This window comes from Paenibacillus sp. FSL P4-0127, assembly GCF_038007325.1.
Lineage (GTDB): Bacteria > Bacillota > Bacilli > Paenibacillales > Paenibacillaceae > Fontibacillus > Fontibacillus macerans.
In genome coordinates this window covers 3,354,231-3,377,557 of the sequence record NZ_JBBOWY010000001.1, presented here as the reverse complement: position 1 = coordinate 3,377,557, position 23,327 = coordinate 3,354,231, and the positions used below count along the sequence as shown (strand labels likewise).

21 protein-coding genes are annotated in these 23,327 nt (G+C 57.1%); 4 read left to right on the top strand and 17 right to left on the bottom strand.

Translation table 11 applies throughout. The features are described 5' to 3' along the window. Positions 1-76 precede the first annotated feature (76 nt). The 7 genes from rpoZ to NYE74_RS15120 form a co-directional block, all read right to left on the bottom strand. Positions 77-295 carry a DNA-directed RNA polymerase subunit omega gene (gene rpoZ / locus NYE74_RS15150; RefSeq protein WP_036621601.1) on the bottom strand — a complete coding sequence of 73 codons (219 nt, stop codon included), beginning with the start codon at positions 293-295 and terminating at the stop codon, positions 77-79. A 36-nt stretch (positions 296-331) separates the two neighbouring features. Continuing rightward, on the bottom strand, positions 332-916 hold the full coding sequence (gmk, locus tag NYE74_RS15145) for a guanylate kinase (RefSeq protein WP_036621600.1): 585 nt from the start codon (positions 914-916) through the stop codon (positions 332-334). A 13-nt stretch (positions 917-929) separates the two neighbouring features. Beyond that, positions 930-1,190 carry an extracellular matrix/biofilm regulator RemA gene (gene remA, locus NYE74_RS15140; RefSeq protein ID WP_036621599.1) on the bottom strand — a complete coding sequence of 87 codons (261 nt, stop codon included), beginning with the start codon at positions 1,188-1,190 and terminating at the stop codon, positions 930-932. 51 nt (positions 1,191-1,241) lie between these two features. After that, a complete protein-coding gene (locus NYE74_RS15135; RefSeq protein ID WP_036621598.1) occupies positions 1,242-2,126 on the bottom strand; it encodes a YicC/YloC family endoribonuclease in 885 nt (294 codons plus the stop codon). A 32-nt stretch (positions 2,127-2,158) separates the two neighbouring features. Next, the gene (locus tag NYE74_RS15130) at positions 2,159-4,069 is read right to left on the bottom strand and encodes a bifunctional homocysteine S-methyltransferase/methylenetetrahydrofolate reductase (protein ID WP_213510306.1); all 1,911 of its coding nucleotides are present in this window, start codon (positions 4,067-4,069) and stop codon (positions 2,159-2,161) included. Between the two features lie 463 nt (positions 4,070-4,532). Continuing rightward, complete coding sequence (dapF, locus tag NYE74_RS15125) at positions 4,533-5,369, bottom strand: diaminopimelate epimerase (RefSeq protein WP_341004886.1); 837 nt, start codon at positions 5,367-5,369, stop codon at positions 4,533-4,535. A gap of 110 nt (positions 5,370-5,479) precedes the next feature. Continuing rightward, on the bottom strand, positions 5,480-8,284 hold the full coding sequence (locus tag NYE74_RS15120) for a calcium-translocating P-type ATPase, SERCA-type (RefSeq protein WP_341004885.1): 2,805 nt from the start codon (positions 8,282-8,284) through the stop codon (positions 5,480-5,482). A gap of 460 nt (positions 8,285-8,744) precedes the next feature. Here NYE74_RS15120 and NYE74_RS15115 point away from each other — a divergent pair, with 460 nt between their 5' ends. Continuing rightward, entirely contained in the window at positions 8,745-10,514 is a 1,770-nt protein-coding gene (locus tag NYE74_RS15115) for an Rqc2 family fibronectin-binding protein (protein ID WP_328273293.1), read from the top strand. Positions 10,515-10,604: 90 nt separating this feature from the next. Here NYE74_RS15115 and NYE74_RS15110 read toward each other — a convergent pair whose 3' ends face one another. The 9 genes from NYE74_RS15110 to NYE74_RS15070 form a co-directional block, all read right to left on the bottom strand. Further along, a complete protein-coding gene (locus NYE74_RS15110; RefSeq protein ID WP_341004884.1) occupies positions 10,605-11,486 on the bottom strand; it encodes a PHP domain-containing protein in 882 nt (293 codons plus the stop codon). A 25-nt stretch (positions 11,487-11,511) separates the two neighbouring features. Then, positions 11,512-12,411 carry a selenium metabolism-associated LysR family transcriptional regulator gene (locus NYE74_RS15105; RefSeq protein ID WP_328273551.1) on the bottom strand — a complete coding sequence of 300 codons (900 nt, stop codon included), beginning with the start codon at positions 12,409-12,411 and terminating at the stop codon, positions 11,512-11,514. Positions 12,412-12,529: 118 nt separating this feature from the next. After that, complete coding sequence (locus tag NYE74_RS15100) at positions 12,530-12,967, bottom strand: hypothetical protein (RefSeq protein ID WP_036621588.1); 438 nt, start codon at positions 12,965-12,967, stop codon at positions 12,530-12,532. 446 nt (positions 12,968-13,413) lie between these two features. After that, positions 13,414-13,677: a YlbG family protein gene (locus NYE74_RS15095; protein ID WP_036621586.1), complete on the bottom strand. Its 264-nt coding sequence runs from the start codon at positions 13,675-13,677 to the stop codon at positions 13,414-13,416. Positions 13,678-13,775: 98 nt separating this feature from the next. Further along, positions 13,776-14,216 carry a YlbF family regulator gene (locus NYE74_RS15090; protein ID WP_328273550.1) on the bottom strand — a complete coding sequence of 147 codons (441 nt, stop codon included), beginning with the start codon at positions 14,214-14,216 and terminating at the stop codon, positions 13,776-13,778. A 106-nt stretch (positions 14,217-14,322) separates the two neighbouring features. After that, the gene (locus NYE74_RS15085) at positions 14,323-16,242 is read right to left on the bottom strand and encodes a helicase-associated domain-containing protein (RefSeq protein WP_341004883.1); all 1,920 of its coding nucleotides are present in this window, start codon (positions 16,240-16,242) and stop codon (positions 14,323-14,325) included. After that, a complete protein-coding gene (locus tag NYE74_RS15080) occupies positions 16,239-17,930 on the bottom strand; it encodes a DNA repair helicase XPB (protein ID WP_341004882.1) in 1,692 nt (563 codons plus the stop codon). The genes NYE74_RS15085 and NYE74_RS15080 overlap by 4 nt, the downstream gene beginning before the upstream one ends. Positions 17,931-18,048: 118 nt before the next feature. Next, positions 18,049-18,468, bottom strand: a complete 420-nt coding sequence (locus NYE74_RS15075; RefSeq protein WP_340928157.1) for a CBS domain-containing protein — start codon at positions 18,466-18,468, stop codon at positions 18,049-18,051. A 46-nt stretch (positions 18,469-18,514) separates the two neighbouring features. Beyond that, positions 18,515-19,684 (bottom strand): amidohydrolase, encoded by a 1,170-nt coding sequence (locus tag NYE74_RS15070; protein ID WP_341004881.1) that lies wholly within the window; start codon positions 19,682-19,684, stop codon positions 18,515-18,517. Positions 19,685-19,915: 231 nt separating this feature from the next. Here NYE74_RS15070 and NYE74_RS15065 point away from each other — a divergent pair, with 231 nt between their 5' ends. Together NYE74_RS15065 and ftsW are read left to right on the top strand one after the other, a co-directional pair. Further along, positions 19,916-20,257: a YugN family protein gene (locus NYE74_RS15065; RefSeq protein WP_328270910.1), complete on the top strand. Its 342-nt coding sequence runs from the start codon at positions 19,916-19,918 to the stop codon at positions 20,255-20,257. A 12-nt stretch (positions 20,258-20,269) separates the two neighbouring features. After that, positions 20,270-21,514 carry a putative lipid II flippase FtsW gene (gene ftsW / locus NYE74_RS15060; RefSeq protein WP_328270909.1) on the top strand — a complete coding sequence of 415 codons (1,245 nt, stop codon included), beginning with the start codon at positions 20,270-20,272 and terminating at the stop codon, positions 21,512-21,514. Between the two features lie 146 nt (positions 21,515-21,660). Here the strand turns inward: ftsW and NYE74_RS15055 are convergent, their stop codons facing one another. Continuing rightward, a complete protein-coding gene (locus NYE74_RS15055) occupies positions 21,661-22,023 on the bottom strand; it encodes an Asp23/Gls24 family envelope stress response protein (protein WP_328270908.1) in 363 nt (120 codons plus the stop codon). Between the two features lie 167 nt (positions 22,024-22,190). On the opposite strand from NYE74_RS15055, the gene cax reads away from it, so the two are divergent. Further along, on the top strand, positions 22,191-23,264 hold the full coding sequence (gene cax / locus NYE74_RS15050; RefSeq protein ID WP_328270907.1) for a calcium/proton exchanger: 1,074 nt from the start codon (positions 22,191-22,193) through the stop codon (positions 23,262-23,264). Positions 23,265-23,327: the final 63 nt, after the last annotated feature.

The window sequence follows — 23,327 nt, the reverse complement described above, 5'->3', positions numbered from 1 at the left end:
GGTATCCCCTGCCTTTCTCCCAAACCAAAAAAATAACAACCTCGCGGTTGTCGTAAAGCAGCCCGGAGGCCGGAATCTATTCTTTGTCTGCCGGCTGTTCTCCGTCGTTTTTGATCTTGACGTAGTCGCCGTAAATCTCTTCGAGCGCAATGCCGACCTGCTTATGCGACTTCGGCTGCTTCAGCTCGCTTTTGTCTCCTTCGCGCAGTTGTCTGGCGCGGCGGGACGCGGCCACGACCAAGGAGTATTTGCTCCCTACTTTGCCGAGCATCTTGTCAATGGATGGATACAGCATAACGTAACACCTCTTCTTATTGGCTGATCGCCGGATTTAGCATTTCCCCTGCTTGCGGATTCTGCAATGTTCGGCGATAATGATGGATTGTATTCTTTGGCAGGCATGATCGATTTCGTCATTGACGACGGCATAATCATAATTTTCCATCAGTCCGATCTCATGCGCGGCCACCGACATGCGATGGTCGATCGTTGCCTGGTTTTCCGTTCCCCGGCCTTGAATGCGGCCCTTCAGTTCGTCAAGCGAAGGCGGGAGCAGAAACACGAACACGCCCTCCGGGAATTTCTCCTTCACCTTGAGCGCACCTTGAACTTCGATCTCCAAAATAATGTCCTTGCCGCCGGCGATCGTCTCTTCCACGAAATCGCGCGGGGTGCCGTAAAAGTTGCCGACGTATTCGGCATACTCCAGCAGTTGATCGTTTTCGATCATTTCCAGAAACTGCTCACGGCTTTTGAAAAAATAGTTCACGCCGTTTTCTTCGCCAAGGCGAGGCTGCCGCGTCGTTGCGGAGACCGAATAAATCAAATCCGGCATGCGCTTGCGCAGTTCGCTGCAAACCGTTCCTTTCCCGACGCCCGACGGTCCAGATAACACAATAAGTAACCCTTTAGACATAATTCTCTCCATTTTATTCGTCGTTGTCTTCATCTTTGGTCGACAGCCGGTGGGCGACTGTCTCCGGTTGCACCGCCGACAAAATAACATGGTCGCTATCCGTGATAATAACCGCGCGCGTCCGGCGCCCGTATGTAGCGTCAATCAGCATATGGCGATCTCTCGCTTCCTGAATGATCCGCTTGATCGGCGCCGACTCCGGACTGACGATCGAAATGATTCGGTTGGCCGATACGATATTTCCGAAGCCGATGTTAATAAGTTTAATTCCCATGTTCAGGTAGTTCCCCCTATATAATTGACTCCTGCCCTGCGTCAAAATACGTTATTCGAGATTCGCGGCTTGCTCGCGGATTTTCTCCAACTCCGCCTTCATTTCGACGACAAGGTTGACAAGAGCCAAATGATTGGCTTTAGATCCAATCGTATTGGTTTCCCGGTTCATTTCCTGTATGAGAAAATCCAGCTTGCGCCCTATCGGCTCAACAGCCTGCAGCAAACTGCGGCATTGCTCGAAATGGCTCTTCAAGCGGATCAGCTCTTCGTCGATATTGGAGCGGTCGGCAAATACGGCCACTTCCATCGCAAATCTCTGCTCGTCAAAACTTCCCTCAAGCAGTTCGGAAAGCCGGGCCTTAAGCCGGCTTCTGTAATCATTCACAACCTCCGGCGCAAGCCGCACCAGCTCGGCGTGAATCGCCTCCAGGCGGGCCAGCCGCCCATTCAGGTCGGAAACGAGGTTCCTCCCCTCGCGCTCGCGCATGCCCAGAAGCCCGATCAGCGCTTCCTCGAGGCCGTCCTGCAGCACCCGTTCCCACTCCGGCTCGCTTTCGCCAAGCTCAGGCCGCTCGGGAGCCGTCAACACGTCCGGCAGGGCAAGCAGGTCCTTGGCATTCAGCCTGGCGTCCACGCCGTAACGGCGGCCAAGCTCTTCGGCTGCCCGCAGGTAAGACTCCGCAACCGGAGCGTTCAGCACCAAAGGCAGGACGCTCGTATCGTCAAGCTCTTTGCCGATGAAAACATCGATTCGTCCCCGTTTTACATGGCGTTGAACCAACCGTCGCAGTCCGTCCTCGTAGCACGACCACTCCCGCGGCATACGCAAAACGATTTCCGCGTATCTGTGATTGACGGATTTTATCTCGAATTGAACGATGTAACCGCCGTAAGATCTGACGGCCCCACCGTATCCTGTCATACTGTGCGACAATGGCATCACATCCGTTACCCTATTGTAATTGATTATGTGGAGCGAGACAAGTGGGACGCCCCCTGTTTCGATTTCTCCCTGACATAATTCACTAAAGCGACATTCATTTCATAGAACATAAACGGGGTCATCAAATAAATGCCGTTAAAATGCTCCATCGCCGTGTCGAGCAGCTCTTTGGCGATTTCCACGCCCGCTCTGCGCCCTTCCGGGCCCTGCAGTCCCTCCATCCGCTTCAGAACCTCCTCCGGAAGCTGGATGCCGGGCACCTCGTTATGCAGGTACGCGGCGTTTTTGCCGCTGGCCAACGGCATGATTCCGATAAAAATCGGAACATCCAGATGCGCCGTCGCTGCTTTGACCGCCGCGATCAGCTTCGGGTCATAGACCGGCTGGGTCATAATGTAATCGGCGCCGGAGGCGATTTTTTTCTCCAGCCGCTCAACCGCCTTGTGCAGGTGCTTTACGTTCGGATTAAAGGCGGCGCCGACGACGAATTTGGCTTTCTGCTTCAGCGGCTTCCCGGAAAAGGAGATCCCGGCGTTGAGCTGCTTGATCATGCGGATGATCTCAAACGACGTCAAATCGTAGACGGAGCTTGCGCCCGGCAGATCGCCGAAGCGCGCCGGATCGCCCGTCACGGCCAGCACATGGTCGATGCCCAGGGCGTCGAAGCCCATCATATGCGACTGCGTGCCGATCAAATTGCGGTCCCGGCAGGCGATATGAATGAGCGGGCGAAGGCCCAGCTCGGACTGGACGAGATGCCCCAAGGCCATGTTGCTCATGCGCGTCACGGCCAGCGAATTATCCGCCAGCGTCAAAGCGTCGACGCCCGCCGCCTGAAGCGCGGCCGCGCCTTCCATAAACTTGCCGATATCCAGATCGCGCGGCGGATCGAGCTCGACGATGACGGTGTGCCGTTCCTTCGCCAGATCGACGAGGCTCGGCCGGTTTGGGCGGCCGTAGAGACCGCTTTCGGCAGCCCCGCTTTCCGTCTCCGGGGCCGCGGGCTCATTCAGGACCGCGGACGGACGCGCCGCGGCGAACTTCCGCTCCTCCGCCAGCGGCGGCGCGGCGTATCCAAGCAGCGCCTTCGCGGTTGCCGCGGTGTGCTCCGGCGTCGTGCCGCAGCAGCCGCCGATCAGACGCGCGCCCAAATCGGCGAACGATGCCGCGTTTTCGCCGAAGTATTCGGGAGTTGCTCCATATACATATTCTCCATCCACATAATCCGCCAAACCTGCGTTTGGAAATACGGACATCGGAACGTCCAGCGGGCCGTTCATTTCGGCCATCACGCTCATAATTCCTTTCGGGCCGGAATGGCAGTTGAAGCCTAGCACATCGGCGCCCTCCCGAAGCAGCGTGCCGAACGCTTCTTGCATCGCGTATCCGTCCAGCGTGCGGCCGACCTGGTCGACGGCAAATTGGCAGATGACCGGCAGATCGGTGAGATGGCGCGCTTTCCCCAGCGCGATCCGGATTTCCCGCAAATCGTAAAACGTTTCGAACAGCAGGGCGTCGACCCCTTCGGTTAGGAGCGCGGCGATTTGCTGCTCATAATAATCTCCCAGCTCCTGCGCCGTGACGTTCGCCCGCTTCCCGCCGCGGATCGAACCGACCGCGCCCGCCACGTAAGCAACATCCCCCGCGGCTTCCCTGGCGATGCGCACGGCGGCGCGGTTGATTTCCTCCACCTTCGCCTCCAGGCCGAATTTGGACAATTTATAGTAATTTGCCGAAAACGTGTTGGTCTCGATCAACCGGGCTCCGGCCCCGACGTATCGCCGGTGCACGTCGCCGATGACATCCGGACGCAGCAAATTGAATTCTTCATAGGAAATGCCGACCGGAAAGCCCAAATGGTACAAATACGTGCCCATGGCTCCGTCGCCGACAATCACTTCGTTTTTCAGCGCCTCGCGCAAATCCGGCTTCATGCTCGTCCCTCCCGACAACCTGACGTAAACTATTATCATACTAATCTAACATAATTCTATAAGAATGATAAGATAGAATGTGATGCGTTTGGCAGAAATCTTTCATGTTGCTGTATACGCCCATAGTTTAAGCCTTAGGAGGGAGCGACCGTCCTGAAATAGAGGTGTTTTGTGGCGCTATTTTTGCGAATTTTTCCCTCGCGAATAAAATAGAGGAACTTTTGGTCCTTATTTTCTTATTAGACTTGAAAAACCGCGTTTTGCCCCCACCCGGCGAGAAATAGAGGAAAAAAGTTCCTCTATATCGCATCTGGTCCCTATTTAGCAAGAATAACGCCCTTTTTTACCGCTATTACCGCTGCCTCCGCAAATGCATGTCACATATCTTAAAAAAAGCCGGGCCCCCCAACCTCGGGTGTCCCGGCTTCGTTTGCCGCCTGCCGCAACGCCGGCCAAACGGCTGTTAGATTTCTATGCTGCCCTTGTACACCGCTTCCGCCGGGCCGGTCATATATACGTGGTTGTCCCGTTCATCCCATTCGATAAACAGGTCCCCGCCCTTCAGCCCGATCCAGGCCGCCCGGTCCGTCAGCCCGTTCAGCACGGAGGATACCAAGGTGGCGCAGGCCCCCGTTCCGCAGGCGAGCGTCGGCCCGGCTCCGCGTTCCCAGACGCGCATTTCCACCCGGTCCCGGCTCGTCACGGTCGCAAACTCGACATTGATTTTACGCGGAAAATAAGGATGCACCTCAAGCTTCGGCCCCCACGTCGTCAAATCGAAGTTCGGGGCGTCGTCCACGTAAATGACGCAATGCGGATTGCCCATCGACACGGCCGTGAAGGAAAACTCGCGCCCTCCCGCCTCGATCGGCCGGTTCAGCACCGGGCTGTCCTCCAGCGTGGTCGGAACGGCCAGGCCGTCCAAAATCGGTTCGCCCATATCGACGCGCACCGTTTTGACGGCTCCGTTCTCCACCTGCAGGCTGACCTGCTGCACGCCCGCGCCGAGCGTTTCGATCGTCACGTTCTCTTTATCAACCAAGCCGTTGTCGTATACGTACTTGGACACGCAGCGGATCGCATTGCCGCACTGCTCGGCTTCCGTACCGTCCGAGTTGATGATCCGCATTTTGAAATCGGCCTTCTCCGACGGAAGGATAAACACGAGCCCGTCCCCGCCGGCCCCGAAATACCGGTCGCACCAAGTTACCGCCAGCTCGGATACATTTTCAGGCAGCTCCGCATGCCCGTAAAAAACGAGGAAATCGTTGCCCAGTCCATGCATTTTCGTAAATTCCATCTTAACCCCACTCCTGCATCTTCAATATATATCAAGGGAAACGCATCCCTTGCGACAAAGCTTGCCTATGGGGTTAGTCTAAAGTTTGACAGCCGGAAAAGGTATTGATTTTATGCACGAATATTTGTACTTTTCGCGGTTCCCAGTGGACGCGGACCGCTGAAGCCGCGGCGCTTGCGGTTGCCGGACCAGACGCTGCCCGCGCCCATCAGGAACGTGGGAATGCCGGCGGCCACCAGCGTAATCGCCCATTCTCTCGTGCCGAGCGGAACCGTCTTAAAGATCGGCTGCAGCGGTTCGATATACATAACGCCGAGCATTAAAATGATGGAGGACAAGACCGCAAGCACCAATAATTTGTTTTGCAAAATGTTGCGGTGAAAAATCGAACGCGAACTGCGGCAATCGAACACGTGAATCAGCTGCGCCATAACCAGGGTAGCGAAAGCGACCGATTGCGCTTTGGCCAGCTGGCCCGGATCGTCCGGCGCGTATTGCAGCGTCAGCCAGAAGGCGCCCAGCGTACACACGCCGATCAGCACGCCGCGGCTGATGATTTTCCAGCCCAGACGCCGGGCAAAAATATTTTCGTTCGCCCCGCGCGGCTTATGCTCCATCAAATCTTTCTCCGGCTGGTCGACGCCGAGCGCCATCGCCGGCAGGCCGTCGGTGACGAGGTTCACCCACAAAATCTGGATCGGCAGCAGCGGCAGCGGCAGCCCGGCCAGCATAGCGAAAAACATCGTCAAAATCTCCCCGACATTGGACGCCAGCAAATACCGGATGAACTTGCGGATGTTTTCGTAAATGTTCCGGCCCTCCTCGATCGCGGCCACGATCGACGTAAAGTTGTCGTCGCTAAGAATCAAGGATGAAGCCTCTTTGGATACATCGGTTCCGGTCATGCCCATCGCGATGCCGATATCGGCCGCCTTGATCGCCGGGGCGTCGTTGACGCCGTCGCCGGTCATGGCCACGACATGGCCTCTGCGCTGCAGCGCTTTGACGATCCGCAGCTTATGTTCCGGGGAAACCCGGGAGTACACGTAGATGTTTTCTACCTGGCGGTCGAGTTCTTCGTCGCTCAGCCCTTCCAACTGCTGGCCCGATATCGCGGAGCCGCCGCGCGGCAAAATGCCGAGATCGGAAGCGATCGCTTCGGCGGTGAGCCCATGGTCCCCGGTGATCATCACCGTTTTGATGCCCGCCTTGCGGCATACGTTGATAGCGTCCCGCGCTTCGCGCCGCGGCGGATCGATCATGCCCGTCAGGCCGACGAAAATCAGCTGCGATTCCGCGCCGTCCTCGTCATCGGCCCCTTCATGAGGCCTTAACTCCCGGTACGCCATGCCGAGCACGCGCAGCGCGCCGCGGGCCATCTTTTCGTTGGCGGCCTGCACCTTCTGGCGGAACGTCCCGGTAAAAGGCACCACTTTCCCTTCCCACAAAATATAGGAGCAGCGCTCCAGTAGCATATCCGGCGCGCCTTTCACCAGCGCCATTTTGCCGCCTTGATGGGAGACGATCACGGACATCCGCTTTCTCTTCGAATCGAACGGAAATTCCCGCTCGCGCGCATACATGCCGCTTAAGGAAGCCGGGGACAAACCCATTTTTGAAGCCAGCGTGACCAAGGCCCCCTCGGTCGGATCGCCTTTTAATTTCCAAACGGGACCCGCAGCCGCTTCCTCCTTCGTCTTCCGCCGGCCGCGTTGTTCCGGATCATCCTCATAAATGACGGCGTTGCTGCACAGCGCGCTGATTTGCAGCAGCCGGCGCAGGCTTTGATCCTGGCGCAAATCGACCGGGCTGCCGCCCTCGAGGATGTTGCCGACCGGCTCGTAGCCTTCGCCGGTGACCTCCAGGGAACGGCCCTCCAGCCAAAGGCGGGTGACGGTCATTTTGTTTTGCGTCAGCGTGCCGGTTTTATCCGAGCAAATGACCGATGCGCAGCCGAGCGTCTCCACCGAAGGCAGCTTGCGGACGATCGCCTTGCGTTTGATCATGCGCTGCACGCCGAGCGCCAGGGCGATCGTGACGATGGCGGGCAGGCCTTCGGGAATCGCGGCGACCGCCAGACTGACCCCGGCAAAAAACATCCCGCTGGCCGGCTGCCCCTGCAAAATGCCCACCAGCACTACAAGCACGGTCAGGCCAAGCGCCATGTAGATCAAAATTTTTCCGAGCTGCTCAAGCCGCCGCTGCAGCGGCGTTTCCTGAACCTCGGTATTTTGGATCAGGTCGGCGATTTTCCCCATCTCGGTGCCCATGCCCGTCCGGATGACGATGCCCCGACCGGTGCCGCGCGTAATCATCGTTCCCATAAAGCCGATGTTTTTCTGGTCGCCGAGCGGCACTTCGCTTTCGCTTAAGACCCCTGCATGCTTGCCGACCGGATGCGATTCGCCTGTCAGGGCGGATTCCTCCACGTCCAGGCTGTTCGTGGACAGCCAGCGGATATCCGCGGGAATCCGGTCGCCGCTCTCCAGCACGACGATGTCCCCGGGAACGAGTTCCCGAGCCGGCACATGCTTTACGGTTCCCTCCCTTAACACGTTGGCGTGCGGCGCGGACAGCTGCTTTAGCGCGCGCAGGGAGCGCTCCGCCCGGAATTCCTGGATGAACCCCAGCACCCCGTTCAAAATAATGATGGCTATAATCGTCACGGCGTCCAAATATTCACCGAGAAATCCCGAGATCAGCGTGGCGCCCATCAGCACCAGCATCATAAAATCCTTGAACTGATTCAGAAACAACAGGATCGGGGAGATCCGCTTCCCTTCTTCGAGCTCGTTCCAGCCGCTCTCCTCGCGTCTTCGCCGCGCTTCCTCGTCGGACAACCCCTGATCACGCGTGACGCCAAACCGTTCCAAAAGCGCTTCAGCACTCCACTGGTGCCAGTTTTTTTGTTCCATCCCCTATTCCCCTTCCGTTTTTAATGCAGTTTCCGCGTGAAGGCTTTTCCACCTAGGGTAAATGTATTCCGGCCAGTCCCAAATTATCACAGCGGAGCCCTTAAGTTTTTGCCCGAAGTATGGCATCATAGAAGAGGCGTCTTATTAAAATACGTGTTCAAAAAGTCAGGTTTTCAGCACCGAGAAGGTTGGATGAAGCTAGGGACGAAAGGAGCGGAGCGTACGTTTTAGGTACGTGAGCAACGGAAGGCCCGGCTGAATTCAAGATTCGACGTCGAATCCTCTTCATGAACCGCTTCGTGATAAGAAAAACTCTATCGACGAACAATCAAAGAAGACAGACCGCCCTAAGCTGAAGTTTTTCTTGCGATTTAAGGAAGACACGCTTTGGTGACTGTTCATTCTTAAATCTTCAAAAGATGACTTTTTGAACTACCTTTAGACAGGAGATAACAAACTTATGGCACTCGACGGCATTGTAACCCGTGCGCTCGTTCATGAACTGCAAGTCTGCATAGGAGGGCGCATCAATAAAATACACCAGCCCGCGGCCAGCGACATCGTGTTGGCCCTGCGTACGCAGGGTGGCAACCGGCGCCTGCTGCTGTCGGCGAATCCGACGTATCCGCGCGTTCATTTTACGGAAAGCTCGTTTCCGAATCCGCTGGAAGCCCCGATGTTCTGCATGCTGCTGCGCAAGCATTTTGAAGGCGGAACCATCGAAGCGATCAGCCAGGTCGGCATGGAGCGGATCATTCATATCGATGTCCGCACGCGCGACGAGCTTGGCGATCTGTCGCTGAAGCGGATCATTATCGAACTGATGGGCCGGCACAGCAACATCATTCTCGTCGATCCGGCGACAGGGGTGCAGCTTGACGGAATCCACCATGTGACGCCGGCCATCAGCGGCTACCGCATCGTCATGCCCGGCTTCGCCTACACCACCCCGCCCGAGCAGCATAAGCTCGACCCGCTGGGCGCGGAGCGCGCCGGGTTTTTGGCGGCATACCGGGAGGCGGAGCAGGCCGGAAAAAGCAGCGGCTGGCTGGTCGAGTCCTATAACGGATTAAGCCCGCTGATCGCCGGGGAAATTTACGCCCGCGCAGGTCTGACCGGACCCGATAAGGAACAAAGCGGACTTGATCTTGACCCTGCCGAGCGGCTGTGGCAAGCCTTTTCCGCGCTGATGGAAGCAGTCCGTAGCCATGCCTACACCCCGGTGACGGGCGAAACCGCCAAAGGAAAAAGCGTGTTTTCCGCAATCCGGCTGACGCAAATCCACAGCGGGCTGCGCACCTACAAGTCGATCAGCGAATGCATGGAGGACTATTACGGCGACAAGGCGCTGCGCGACACCGTCAAGCAGAAGACGGGCGACCTGCTGCGCTTTTTGCAAAACGAACGGAACAAAAACATCAAAAAGCTGGCCAATCTGGAAAAAGACTTAAACGAGGCCGAGGACGCCGAACGCTACCGGATCTGGGGCGAGCTGCTGCTGCCTTCCCTGCATGCGATCCGCAAAGGCGACCGCTCCGTGGAGCTGGTCAACTATTACGACGAGGAGCAGAAAACCGAAACGATTCCGCTCGACCCGCTGCTCAGCCCTTCGGAGAACGCCCAGCGGTATTTTAAGAAATACAATAAATTCAAAAACAGCCTTGCCGTCATTCACGAGCAGATGAAGCTGGCCGGGGAGGAAATCGCTTATCTCGAAGGGCTGCTGCAGCAGCTGGACGACGCCACGTTAAGCGATATCGACGAAATCCGCGAGGAGTTGACCGGGCAGGGGTATTTGCGGGACCGGGGGAAAAAGGGCGGCAAAAAGAAGAAAAAGGGCGATCGCCCGACGCTGCACGTCTACACGTCCTCGGAAGGCGTCGAAATTTACGTCGGCAAAAACAATCTGCAAAACGAGTACATCACCAACCGGCTGGGCAAACCGAACGACACCTGGCTGCATACGAAGGATATTCCGGGCTCGCATGTGCTGATCCGCAGCGACAGCTACGGGGAGGCTACTTTAAATGAAGCGGCCCAACTGGCCGCGTATTTCAGCCAGGCCAAACAATCCAGCAGCGTGCCGGTCGACTGCACCCTGATCCGCCACGTGCGCAAGCCGAGCGGGGCGAAGCCGGGTTTCGTCATTTACGACCATCAGCGGACGTTGTTCGTCACGCCCGACGAGCAGCTGATCAAGGCTCTGCCGGGCTCCGTCAAAAACGGTTAGCCTTGCAATACGGCGCATCCGGGTAAACCGCGCAAAAAAAGCTGCCCTAAAAGTCCATGTGGACCTCTGGGGCAGCTTTCGTATTTGCCTTTATTCCGTCCGGGCGGCCGGGGCCGCTCTTTTAAGCCGCTCCACCGTCCCCGGCGGGGCGGTGCGGCCGCCGAGATCGCCGTGGAACACCACGCCCTGGCGGACGCCGTGGTAATCCGAGCCGCCCGTGGCGATCAGCCCGAATTGTTCGGCCATCGCCATATATCGCTTTTCCTCGTCCGGACCGTGATCGGAATGGTAAACTTCAATGCCCGCGGGTTTCCCGCGCTCCAGAATCGCCCGTACCAGATCGTCGTCGCCGTACAAGCCCGGATGAGCCAGCACCGGCGCCCCGCCGGCCTCGCGGATCCACTCCATCGCTTCCTCGGGGCCGATTCTTGGCTGGGACGCATACCCGGGTTTCCCCTCCGCCAAATAGCGGTCGAATGCGTCGCGCATGTCCTTCGCGGCCCCTTTGCGGACAAGCGCGTCGGCGATATGCGGCCGCCCCAGGCTTTCATCCGGCCGAAGCGGCCGCGACAGCCCGCGCTTTACCTCCTCCAGCGTGATCGGAATGCCGAGCTGTTGCAACTTTGCGATAATTTTTTCGTTCCGTTCTTGGCGTACCGCCCGCAACCGCTCAAGCCTTTCCAGCAGCAATTCGTCCCGGTCGTTCAGAAAGTAGCCGAGCACATGGATGTCCTTACCCCCGGCCCGCGTGCTGATCTCGACCCCCGGGACAACGGCTACCCCGAGCCGTCCCCCCGCTTCCCGGGCTTCCGCGATGCCGGCCACGGTGTCGTGGTCGGTGATCGCCAGGCCCGCCAGGCCTTTCTCCTTGGCCAGCCTGACGTTTTCCGCCGGAGCGTTCATGCCGTCCGAAGCCCGCGTGTGCGTATGTAAATCAAACCGTCCTTCCCCTGTTTGCCGTTCCTGTGTCATCCATCCACATCCTTTGCTGTCTTTTTTATCCCCCATACTCCCGTAAGAAAGTCAGAAACGTCACCGCGCTGACCGGCAGCAGCGTCGATTTCAAGTGGATCGAATAAAATTTCCGCTTAAAAGAAACGCCGTCAATGTCGAGCGCCTCCATCAGGCCAAGCGCCTGTTCATGCTTGACGGAAGACGGGGAGATGATCGTAATCCCGATTCCCGCTTCGACCGCCGATTTGACCGCTCCCGTACTGCCAAGCTCCATAACCGTTTGGACCCGGCTCATTTCGACTCCGCGGCGCTTAAATTCGGCTTCCATCACCTGGCGCGTCCCGGAGCCTTTTTCCCGGAGCACAAACGGATAAGAAACAACCTCCTCCAGCGCCGCCGTCTTTTTGCCGGACAGCGGGTGCCCCGCCGGAACGATCAGCTTCAGTTCATCCTCCATGACCGGCTCCGATACCATATCCGGGTGCTGGACGGGCGCCTCGACAAGCCCGAAATTGAGCTGATGGCCTACGATCTCCTCGATAATTTGCGTCGTATTCATCACTTTCATTACAATCGAAATGTGCGGATACCGCTGCCCAAAAGGGCCCAACAGCCGCGGCAGCACGTATTCGCCGATCGTCAGGCTCGCCCCGAGTTGAAGCCTGCCCTCCAGCATCGAAGTATACCGCGACATCGCCTGCTCGGTTTCCCGGATCATCTCGACGCTTTTCCGGGCAAACGGAAGCAGCGTCTGTCCCGCTTCCGTCAGCTCGATTTTTTTCGTCGATCTGACCAGCAGCTTGCAGCCGAAATAATCCTCCAGCGCTTGGATTTGCATCGTTACCGCCGGCTGCGTCATATGGAGCGCTTGGGCCGCCGCCGAAAAGCTTCCCCGCTCCGCGACCGTGTAAAAAATGTGGAGCTGGTGGTAGTTCAACGCCATCGTCCGCTATTCCCCTTTCTTTATCCCTACAATAGCATGTTCAAGCCAACAAAAAAAGCATGCCGCTTGGGCATGCCGAACCTCGCTTTACGTCCAGTCTCCATCCGTATGACGCCGCTTATCTGCGTTTGCGGCTGTTCTTGATCAACGTCATCCGCCGGGAGTGGCGCAGCCAGGAATAGTAGGATTTCAAATCGCGCAATTCAATCGTCTCCGACATCCTTCCGAGGAACGTGACGATAATCATCCGGTGCAGCGGCCGGCCGGCCAAATCGAATTCGCCCGGAATTTCCGTAAATTCGGCGACCATGACCAAATCGTCGTCAATCAAATAGACGTCCTCTTCCTTCCGGTAGTATGGAGTGATCCGCCCCTGCTTCAAGCATTCCCATGCCCATCCGGCAATTTGCTCGTAACCGATGTTTTCCCGGTTGATGCGGTCGTGATATCTGCTTTTGGCGTGGTTCGTCACCACGATGTCCGCTACTCTTTTGTCCCCTAAAATAATATGGAAAGCTTCATAGGTTCCCCAGCGTTCTGTCGCCCTATCTCTCATGCCGCACCTCACATTTCATAGGCTTGTTCAACAAACTAACAGACAATTTCATTGTTCATAAGCCTCTTTGCCAGCAAATTTCTTTAGAATCAACCGGACTTATGAAACGATATAGGTCTTTTGGACTAAGTATTTGTACCTAATTATATTACATGATCGCTAATTTTTCTACAAGACTAGCGCTCGTATATAGCAAAAAAAGTATACGCCTAGATTCTTTAGACCTATTTTCGGCATCGACAACATGACGCATCCATTATTATAGCCGATTTTGCAATAGGCTTCCGCCTACGATAATATGCAGAACCGCGATGCGGGATGCCGGCGCACAGTTAGAAAAGCTTTTGCTCTGAATCCAAGTGACAGTGCCGATACCCGGCATAACTCAAAAAAAGCGTCAGGCCGCTGTTTTTATCAGCAGCCTGGCGCTTTGGCGCTTATTGTCTCTATAGTCCGTAATACCGGGTTTTGTCCGGAACATCTTTGCTGTATTCCGTTTTGATTTCACCGCGGTATGATCGCTCGATTTTGCGGACATAGGAGAGCTTGCGGATGTTGCGCATAATGTCTTCGGCGCGGTCCGCGTCCACATACATGACCACATAATGCATACGCCGGGACAAATAGTGCACGCTCCCGTATTTCTCCAAATTTCTGGCCGCCTTTAAATCGCTGACCCAAATAATATAGCCTGTACGCTCCGGAAACATCATTCCCCTCCTCCCGGGTACGTTTGCAATTTTCGCGGCCCCGGGCTGCCCATTAGCTCAGCTGGGCCGCGCTTCGAATTTAACGGCGCATCGGCCGCTTAACCGCAGCTGCACTTGCCGCCGCTTCCGCATCCGCCGCCTTTCGGGTTCGGATCGTTGCTCGGCACCTTGATGTTGTCCGAGACGGCATGAGCGATCGTTTCCGACATCTCGTGGAGGATGTCGTCGAGCTCGTTTTCGGCCGCTTTGAATTTGCGGACGGCCTCAAATCGCTCCAGTTCCTTCTCCACCGCAGCCACTTTGTCTTTGGCTTCATGATAGTTGGGATGAAAATGGCCGAAGCGTTCCGTTTCCCGGAAGAGCTCTTTCTGCGAATCCAGCTTCTTGACCAATGCCTGAATCTCGGCATCTTCCTCCACGCGGCGCTTCCAATATAAATATTCGGACACGGCGTGCGAGTTATTTATCATATCGCCCAATTCATAGGCGTATGTCAGCACGGCGGCCATATCGACCGTGTTCCTCTCGATTACGCTCATGAATTTTCAACTCGATTCTGCTTCTTATTATCCACCCGAGGTAGACGACATAATCATATCATAATCCGGCAACAAGAAGAAGAGGTTCATCCTTCTAATCCCCGCTTTACCGGACAATTTCGGGCAAGATCAGCCGCATGGCCCGCCAGTCCCCGGGGGACAGCCACAGCTCGCTTTCCTCGCCCCGCCCCTCTCCCGAAGGGGAGGGAAGCGTGCGAACCTTGACGCTCCATTCCTCCTCGCCGCGCAGTTCCAGAGGCAGGCAGAGAACCGTTTCCCCGCCGATTTGCAAGGCGATCTTCGTTTGCCAGCCTTTTGCCTGGGCGATGATTTGGCGTGCCGTGGAATGGTGGTAGGCTCTCAGTTCCTTCCACCACATCGGCGGCAGCTCCCGAAGTCCGGGGAAAAGCTGTCCGTCGTCGGGAAGCTCGTCGTCAGGCTCGTAAAAATGCAAATCCGTTCCTTGGTAAATCCAGCCTTGTCCGCCCGTTCCCTCCTGCCAGCCGAAAGCGGAGGCATCCGCAGGCGGGGAACTCCGGCCCGTCAGCCGCGGATAATCCGGCTCCGCCTCGGCAGACCGGCGGCCCGGCGGCGCGAGCCGTTCGGCCGCCAGCGCCTTTCGCACCTCCGCCTCACGCTCCGCGTTAACGATAAAATCCAGCGGCCCGATCCGCTCAACCGCGCCATGCAGCGCGGAAAGCGAAGCGATTCTGTCGGCCGCGCCGGCGTCGGCGCAGCGCAGCAGCAGCACTTCGGCAAACGACGTCCGGCCGATTTCCCTTCCCCACTGCTCGAGCGCATTCAGCACCGGCTCCGGGACGAAGGCGGCATGCCCGGTCAAAAAGGCGGACACCTCCTCCGGTGTGCGGCCGTAGCGGGACGCCCCTTCGACGCTGGCCCGGGTCAGCCGGTACACGCTCATTACATCCGTCGCAACGTGCTCACAGCAGGCTTCAAGCTCGAACCGCACCGAAAAAGCGACGTCCGGCGGCACGAGAATTTCAAAATCGGGCTGGACGATGATTTTTCCCGGAGCAGCCTTCGGTTCATACGCCGTGCCTTCATATGAAGCAGCGGGCTCGTCCCGCCCGACCCGCCAGCGAAACATGAGACCGTCTTCCGGATCTTCCCCGAGATCCAGCCAGCCAAAGCCCGCGCAAGCCTCCAGCCAGCTGCCGATCCAATCCTGGCGTTCGCGGGGAAGCGGGCCGGCCAGTATTCCCTGGTCCAGCAGCGTGCCCAGCAGCTCCTCAAGCGAATACCACTCCCCCGCCTGCAAATCCGCTGCGGCCAGGCGCAAAACAACATGCGCCGTCCCCGGCTCCGCCGGAACGTAGCGCTGCAGGGCGTGGCGAATCAGCACCCGGTTCATCGCCGTGACGTCCAAAGCGAGCCAGGCCGCCAGCGCCCGGTCGTTCAGGCGCCAAGCCGCCCGCTCTTTGGCGATCAGCCCCAGCGCCTGCAGCAGGTCAAGCACAACGGCCAGCTGCGGCGAATACACGTCGGCATGCGGATACTTTAGCCCCAGGCCGGCCACATCCCGTTCGGCCAGCAGCAGGCGGCCCGTCAGCTTGCCGAGCTCCTTTTGGTGGATCGTTCCTTTAGCCGTCAACTTCAAGCCGTTTCCGGCGATATAGGTTAGCGCCCGGAACAGGTCGAACGCAAGTCCGGCTTTGGCTTCCCGCCGCAGCCTGGCCGGTCCCCCGGCCAGCGGTTTCAAGGCCGGATACCCCCACACGCGCTGCCGCTGCAAAGACATGGCCAGCGGCAAATAATACAGCCTCTCGCCCCAAGCTTTGCGAACGGCCTTGATATCGCCCCGGCGCAATAATGCCGGCATCGCCGCGCGCAGCTCCGCTCCCGATACGCCGCCCGCGGCCGCCGAACCAACCTGCTCCAGCTTAAACGGCTGCCCGGCAAAACGGTAGAACAATAAGCGCAGCGCCCGCTCCGCGGACGAAGGCAGCGGCGGCTGCTTGGCATCGCCATTCCAGGCCGCCGAATGATTCGCTTGTGGACCCGTCATGCTTCAAACACCTCCCGTTCCCGCCGCACGGCGTATTCGTAGCCCTGCTCCAGCAGGAACAACTGGCGCCGCAGGGCGAAATCCTGCTCGCGCGTATTCTCCGACACAAGCGTGTAGAAATAGGCGCGGCCGCCGTCGCTTTTCGGGCGCAAAATCCGCCCGAGCCGCTGGGCCTCTTCCTGGCGCGAGCCGAAGCTTCCGGAAATTTGGATGGCCACGGAAGCATCGGGCAGATCGACGGCGAAATTGGCCACCTTGGAGACGGCCAGGACGGGAAGCTCCCCTTGACGAAACGCCCCAAACAGCTTGCCCCGTTCCGTTTGCGGCATGCTGCCGGTAATGAGGGGAACGCCGAGTTCGGCGGCTATGCGTTTCAATTGTTCCAGGTACTGCCCGATGATCAAAATTTGCCGATCCCCATGCCGCTCAAGCAGTTGCTTTATAACGGCCAATTTCTCCGGGTTTTCCGCGGCCATGCGGAATTTTTCCTTCCCTTCGGCCCGGGCGTATTTTTCCTGATAATCGCCTTGCATCGGCACGCGGATCTCCTGGCAATCGACGCGGGCGATAAACCCGGTTTCCTCCAGATCTCTCCACGGCACGTCGTACCGCTTCGGCCCGATCAGCGAAAACACGTCGCGTTCGCAGCCGTCCTCGCGGACCAGCGTAGCGGTAAGCCCGAGCCTGCGGGTCGCCTGTATCTCGGCGGTCGCCCGGAAAATCGGGGCCGGAAGAAGATGAACTTCATCGTAAATGATCAAGCCCCAATCCCGTTCGTTGAAAAGCGACATATGCTTGAAGCCCTCCTCCTTCCGGTTCCGGTGGGTCAATATTTGATAAGTTGAGACGGTGACGGGCTTCACCTGCTTTTTCTCCCCCGAATATTCCCCGACCGCTTCGGGAGACAGGGTCGTTTTGTTGATAACTTCGGAAATCCACTGGCGCACCGAAGTAACGTTGGAAGTCAAAATCAGCGTTTCGCACTGAAACCGCGCCATCGCCGCCAGCCCGACCACGGTTTTTCCCGCTCCGCAAGGCAGGACGACAACGCCGCTTCCGCCGTCCCCTTTGTGCCCCGCAAAAGCCTCAACCGCCCCAAGCTGGTAAGGTCTCAGCCGAAACGGCCTGCCATCCGGCAGCGATGGACATAGCGTAAAGCTCATCGCCCTTCCGCTGTGGTATCCGGCTTCGTCCAAAACGGGATAACCGAGCCGGGCCAACTCCCGCTTAAGCGGCCCGCGGTACTTTGCCTCCAGCCGCACCCTGCGGGCGCCGGCCGCCGACGGCTTCCCGCCCGGAAGCTCAACCTGGCCGATGAGTTCATCCAGCAAGCCGTCTTCCCGGCTCAGGTTTTCCAGCTCGATCAGTTCGGGATTTTCCATCACGGGATACAGCCTTAAAGCGCCGTATCTGGACATCCATTTGCGGATGTCGAGGGCGGCGCCTGCGGGCAAATCCCAGCGCGCCACCGAGCGCAGCCGCCCGATGACCGCCTCCGCGTCCAGTCCGCCGGCCGCGGCATTCCATAAAGTAAGCGGAGTAATCCGGTATGTATGATAAACAGCAGGGCTTTTCACCAATTCGGCAAACGCGGACAATATCTCCCGAGCGGCTGCAAAACCCGGATGCTCCTTCTCCAGCAGCACGGTTAAATCGCGCTGAACGATACAGGCTCCCGCTTCGTTCACAAATTGTTCCTCCTTTCGTGCCGTACGCTTAGGTACGGGCAAAAAAAGAGAAGTCCGCTTGCTTAAGGCCCGCGAACTTCTCCCGGATGTGTCCGGCCGCCGCTTAGGGTCCGGCCGATTAATGCACCCGCTCCGATATTTCCGACAGCGCTTCTCCGGCATTGTCCGCAAAAATATTGTGCACGGCCAAATCGCCGATCGATACGATGCCGATGAGCCGGTCGCCCTCGGTGACCGGCAGGCGCCGGATCTGCTGTTCGGCCATGAGCTCCGCGGCTTCGTCCACGGACATTTCGCGCGATGCCGTTTTGATCCCGCGGGTCATGATCTCATCGACGGCCGTGGAATTCGGGCGTTTCTCCGCCATGCAGCGAATGACCAAATCGCGGTCGGTGATGACGCCGAGCAGCTTGTCGCCTTCGACGACGGGAATAAAACCGGTATCGTTCTCTTTCATTTTAACGGCAACCTCATAGATGTTATCCCGGACGGTTACGGTAACGACTTCGTCCGTCATGATATCGGCTACTTTTCTCACTATAAAATCCCTCCTTCGGATATAGAATTCCAAAGCGGGAAAACAATTATGCATGCTCCTGCTGATACGATTCCGCCATCGCGATCAGCAGACCGGCCGCATGGAGCATGGCGTCTTCGTCAATATCGAACTTCGGATGATGATGCGGGTAAACGGCCTCCTTCTCAGGGTTCCCCGCACCGACGAACATAAAACAGCCCGGAACCTTCTGCAGGTAATAGGCAAAATCCTCGGCGGGCATAATGGGGGGCGACGTCTCCGCGCGAAGTCCAAACACCCCCGGAGCCTCGGCAAAAAAACGCCTTGTTTCCTTCTCATCGTTAACGAGGCTGGGATAACCCATCATATAGGTGACGTTGGCTTTCGCCCCATAGGCTTGGGCCGTCCCCTCGGCAAGAGCGTGGATCCGCTCGCGGATCAGTTCCCGCGACTCCTCGCTGAAGCAGCGGACCGTTCCCGCCAGTTTGCAGCGGTCGGCAATAACGTTTTGCGCCGTCCCGCCCTGGATCGATCCGATCGTCACGACGGCCGGGTCGAGCGGGTTCACGGAGCGGCTGACGACGCTTTGCAGCTGCAGCACCAGCGCCGAGGCCGCAACGACGCTGTCGACCGTTTTATGCGGCATTCCGCCATGTCCGCCTAGCCCCTGCATCTCGATGAAAAACTCATCGGTCGAAGCCATCAGCGGCCCCGCAGCGCTTGCCGCCGTTCCCACAGGAATCGGCGTCCACAGGTGCACGCCGTAAATGACGTCCACGCCGTCCAGCGCCCCGGCCTCGATCATCGCCTTGGCTCCGCCGGGGCAGGTCTCCTCCGCCGGCTGGAACAGCAGGCGGATTTCCCCGCGCAGCTGCGGGCGAATCCGGCTGAAATATTCCGCGACCGCAAGCAGCGCCGCCGTATGCCCGTCGTGGCCGCAGGCGTGCATGACGCCGGGCACCTCGGAGGCGTATTCGCAGCTTTTTTCGTCCTGAATCGGCAGGGCGTCCATATCGGCCCGCAGGGCAACGGTCTTGCCCGGCAGCCCGCCGCGGATTTTGCCGACCACGCCAAAACCGCCCACGTTCACGATGGTTTCGACCCCAAGCTCCCTCAGCTTCTCCGCCGCGAATCCCGAGGTCTCCTTCTCCTGATAAGACAGCTCGGGATGACGGTGCAAATGCCTGCGCCGTTCCACCATGGCCGGAAACAGCGCGCGTACAACGTCCTCTTCCATGGTCTTTCACTCCTCTTCACCCAGGTACCGTTTCTTTAGCCTGCAAAGCCGGCCCGAATGGAATCTAGCTCTATTGTAGCAGAAAAAGGAAAGCGGAATCACTCCAGGATAACGAAACTGTCCTTAAGGCAGCGTTTTCCCGCGCTTGCACAAGCGGTGGAAACATAATATCATGGGGTAGAGAATCAATCGAATTTGTTGAAAAGTCATAATTAAGGGGGCATTTCTTGCATGATCGTGGAAAATAGCGGTTTGAACGGATTAAAAAGCGATTTGGCTTATTTGGACGAATCCGCTGAAAAGGTCGGATTTGTGCGCTGGCAATGGGAATATTACCGGGCTACATACGACTATAAAATCGAACACAACAACGACGAATATTACCTGCGCATCAACACGCGTGCGGTAGAGGGCAAATTGGAGCGTCCGGACACGGTCCTGGCTATTGAAGCGGTCTACATGGGGCGGGCCACTTTCCCGCACGGGCTGGAATACGAATCGGAAATTCCCGCGACGGTGATGAAAACCGCAACCCATAAATTGACCGAATTGAAGGAACTTCTTGGGGCTTAAGGCGGCAAGCCTATGAGAGGCGAAACGGATAAACCCAGACGCGGGGCCCCGGATTTCCAATTGCTCCTCCTCACCCTGCTGCTGGTGGGGTTCGGGATCGTCATGGTGTTCAGCTCCAGCTCCAGCATTACGCTGATCGACGCAAAATTCGGAAACGATCCTATGTATTTTACGAAACGGCAGATCATTTTTGCCTGTCTCGGCCTGGTTTTCATGTTCGTTACGATGAACATCCGTTATGACAAATACAAAAAACTGTTCGTGCCCGTGTTTATTTTGGCTATTATGATGCTTGTGCTCGTTCCCATAATCGGCGACAAAAGAAACGGTGCGACGAGTTGGTTCGCCATCGGCACGCTGGGGATTCAACCGACGGAGCTGGCCAAAATCACGACGATTTTATACTTGGCCGCCCTGATCTCGAAAAAAGGCGAACGCTTCCGGGATCTAAGGACCGGGTACATCCCGGTTATGGTCATCGTCGGCTTTGTCGCCGGTCTGATCATGCTGCAGCCCGACTTCGGCTCCTGCATGATCCTCGTCGCCACCGCCGGGCTGATTATTTTCGCCGGGGGCGCAAACCTGAAGCACATCCTCGGTTCGATCGGACTGCTCGTGCTTGGAGCCAGCATCGTGCTGGCCGCCGGAGCGCTGTGGGACAAAATTCACCCCAGCGAATCCGCGACAGACCAAGTTAACTACAAGGTGGGCCGGATTCAGGCCTATCTGGATCCGATGAAGGACCCCCTGGGAAACGGCTATAATCTGCTCCAATCGCTTACGGCCATCGGGCACGGGGGACCTACGGGAACCGGCTTCGGACAAGGCATTCAAAAGCTGCACTATTTGCCCAACGCGTACAACGATTTTATTTTTTCCGTGATTGGCGAAGAGTTCGGTTTTATCGGCACGCTGCTTTTCCTGCTGTTTTACGTTTATTTCATCTGGCGAGGCCTGCTTATTTCGCTGCGCTGCCAAAGTACGTTCGGTACGTTGACCGGCGTCGGCATCATGGGGCTTATCGCCATTCAGGCTTTCATCAATATCGGCGGGGTTACGAACACCATCCCCATGACCGGGGTAACGCTGCCGTTCATCAGCTACGGGGGCTCTTCCCTGCTGGCCATGATGATGTCCATGGGCATCTTGCTGAGCATCTCGCGCGAATCGACGCTGCCGGCAAAACAGGAGCGGACCAAATCGGTTGTCGTCAGGGAATCGGCCGTATACGACTTTCGGAGCCGGCGGCAAATTTAAATAGCGAATTTCCCGCATCAAAAAGGGGTTGCCCAAGCAGCGAAACTGCTTTGGGGCAACCCCTTTTTCTATGCCAGCTTATGTTGCGGTTAATTCGAGACCCAAGTCCGAACCCTTATATTACTGCAGAAGGTCGAAAAAATCGATTACATCTCGTCATCTTTAAACGCTACGCCTTCGACTTTCACATTGACTTCCACAATTTTAAGCCCCGTCATACTCTCTACCGCTTCACGAACATTTTGCTGAAGCATCCGGCATACCTCGTGAATCGGCGTCTCGTACAGGACGATAATCCTTAGATCAATCGCCGCCTCCAATTGACCGACTTCCACCGTGACGCCTTTTTGCACATTTTTGCCGCTTAACCGTTTCGCCCAGCCTTCAGACAGCCCGCCGGACATCGCTGCAATTCCCGGTGTCTCCAGGGCCGCCATTCCGGCAATTTTCGCAACGACGTCATCCGCAATCCGAATCATCCCATTTTCCAACTGCAGTTGTTCGGTCATGGTCATACCTCCTTCAACCTCATTAATTTCATTGTAAATGGTAAGTCGCTTTAAAGCAAATGTAGACTCGCTAATTATTTTTGATTTATAATTTTCGCGTTATTGGTTATATTTAGTTAGAATTGTTAATTCGGAACCCGACAATTTATTACAAATTGAGGTGGATTATGAGAAAGTTTGCGACCCCATTTTTGCTCATCCTTTTCTTTGTACTAAGCGCCATCGGGCATTTTGCGCATTGGCCGGCGACGCTGGAGTTCATCATTTCCGCGATCGCCGTTATTTTCGTGGCCGGCTTCCTGGGAAAAGCGACGGAAAGCGTGGCCCATTACGCCGGACAGCGCCTCGGCGGTTTTCTAAACGCCACCTTCGGCAACGCGGCCGAACTCATTATCGCTATTTTGCTCGTCAAAGAAGGCTTGTTCGATATGGTAAAGGCCAGCATTACCGGCTCGATCATCGGCAACCTGCTGCTCGTGTTGGGAGCAAGCCTGCTCGCGGGCGGTCTGAAGTACAAGGTGCAAAAATACAATCTGGCCTTGGCCAATATGAGCGGTTCGCTGATGATCGTGGCGATCATCGCGCTGTTCGTCCCGGCAGTATTTCTGCAAACCCATGTACTGCATGAGGAGGACCGTACCACGTTAAGCCTGGTCGTCGCCGGCATCCTCATCGCCGCTTACTTGCTATGGCTTGTTTTCTCCATGATCACCCACAAAAGCTATTTGGCGGATATTACCGAAGATGGCGATGAGCTGCCGGGCGAGCACGAGCATGATCCGGCCTGGTCCAGGGGAAGATCCATCCTGTATTTGATTCTAGCCACCGTTATGGTCGCTTTCGTCAGCGAATGGCTGGTGCACACGCTGGATACCTTCTCGGCCAAGTTCGGGCTGAGCGAACTTTTCGTCGGGGCCTTCGTGGTGGCGATCGTGGGCAATGCCGCCGAACACAGCGCCGCCATCATGCTCGCTTTGAAAAACAAAATCGGAGCGGCCGTGGAGATTGCCGTCGGCAGCAGCTTGCAGATTGCCCTGTTCGTCGCGCCGGTGCTGGTCTTCGTCAGCCATCTGTTCGGCCGGCCCATGGATATCGTGTTTACGGTCATTGAACTGGCGGCGATCGGCGTATCCGTATTTATCGCCAAATCGATTACGCAGGACGGTCAAACCAACTGGTATGAAGGCTTGCTCCTGCTCGCCGTATACGCGATTCTCGGCGTCTCCTTTTACCTCGTGTAGAACGCTTGGCCCCCCTGCATAACTTATTTGCCGCAGAAAAAACAAGCGTATGGCCGAAAATTT

Bases quoted from the DNA above. Each gene is read 5' to 3' on its own strand.
- rpoZ (WP_036621601.1), bottom strand. From the start codon at position 295: ATGCTGTATCCATCCATTGACAAGATGCTCGGCAAAGTAGGGAGCAAA.
- gmk (WP_036621600.1), bottom strand. From the start codon at position 916: ATGTCTAAAGGGTTACTTATTGTGTTATCTGGACCGTCGGGCGTCGGG.
- remA (WP_036621599.1), bottom strand. From the start codon at position 1,190: ATGGGAATTAAACTTATTAACATCGGCTTCGGAAATATCGTATCGGCC.
- NYE74_RS15130 (WP_213510306.1), bottom strand. From the start codon at position 4,069: ATGAAGCCGGATTTGCGCGAGGCGCTGAAAAACGAAGTGATTGTCGGC.
- dapF (WP_341004886.1), bottom strand. From the start codon at position 5,369: ATGGAATTTACGAAAATGCATGGACTGGGCAACGATTTCCTCGTTTTT.
- NYE74_RS15120 (WP_341004885.1), bottom strand. From the start codon at position 8,284: ATGGAACAAAAAAACTGGCACCAGTGGAGTGCTGAAGCGCTTTTGGAA.
- NYE74_RS15115 (WP_328273293.1), top strand. From the start codon at position 8,745: ATGGCACTCGACGGCATTGTAACCCGTGCGCTCGTTCATGAACTGCAA.
- NYE74_RS15110 (WP_341004884.1), bottom strand. From the start codon at position 11,486: ATGACACAGGAACGGCAAACAGGGGAAGGACGGTTTGATTTACATACG.
- NYE74_RS15105 (WP_328273551.1), bottom strand. From the start codon at position 12,411: ATGGCGTTGAACTACCACCAGCTCCACATTTTTTACACGGTCGCGGAG.
- NYE74_RS15100 (WP_036621588.1), bottom strand. From the start codon at position 12,967: ATGAGAGATAGGGCGACAGAACGCTGGGGAACCTATGAAGCTTTCCAT.
- NYE74_RS15095 (WP_036621586.1), bottom strand. From the start codon at position 13,677: ATGTTTCCGGAGCGTACAGGCTATATTATTTGGGTCAGCGATTTAAAG.
- NYE74_RS15090 (WP_328273550.1), bottom strand. From the start codon at position 14,216: ATGAGCGTAATCGAGAGGAACACGGTCGATATGGCCGCCGTGCTGACA.
- NYE74_RS15085 (WP_341004883.1), bottom strand. From the start codon at position 16,242: ATGACGGGTCCACAAGCGAATCATTCGGCGGCCTGGAATGGCGATGCC.
- NYE74_RS15070 (WP_341004881.1), bottom strand. From the start codon at position 19,684: ATGGAAGAGGACGTTGTACGCGCGCTGTTTCCGGCCATGGTGGAACGG.
- NYE74_RS15065 (WP_328270910.1), top strand. From the start codon at position 19,916: ATGATCGTGGAAAATAGCGGTTTGAACGGATTAAAAAGCGATTTGGCT.
- ftsW (WP_328270909.1), top strand. From the start codon at position 20,270: ATGAGAGGCGAAACGGATAAACCCAGACGCGGGGCCCCGGATTTCCAA.
- NYE74_RS15055 (WP_328270908.1), bottom strand. From the start codon at position 22,023: ATGACCGAACAACTGCAGTTGGAAAATGGGATGATTCGGATTGCGGAT.
- cax (WP_328270907.1), top strand. From the start codon at position 22,191: ATGAGAAAGTTTGCGACCCCATTTTTGCTCATCCTTTTCTTTGTACTA.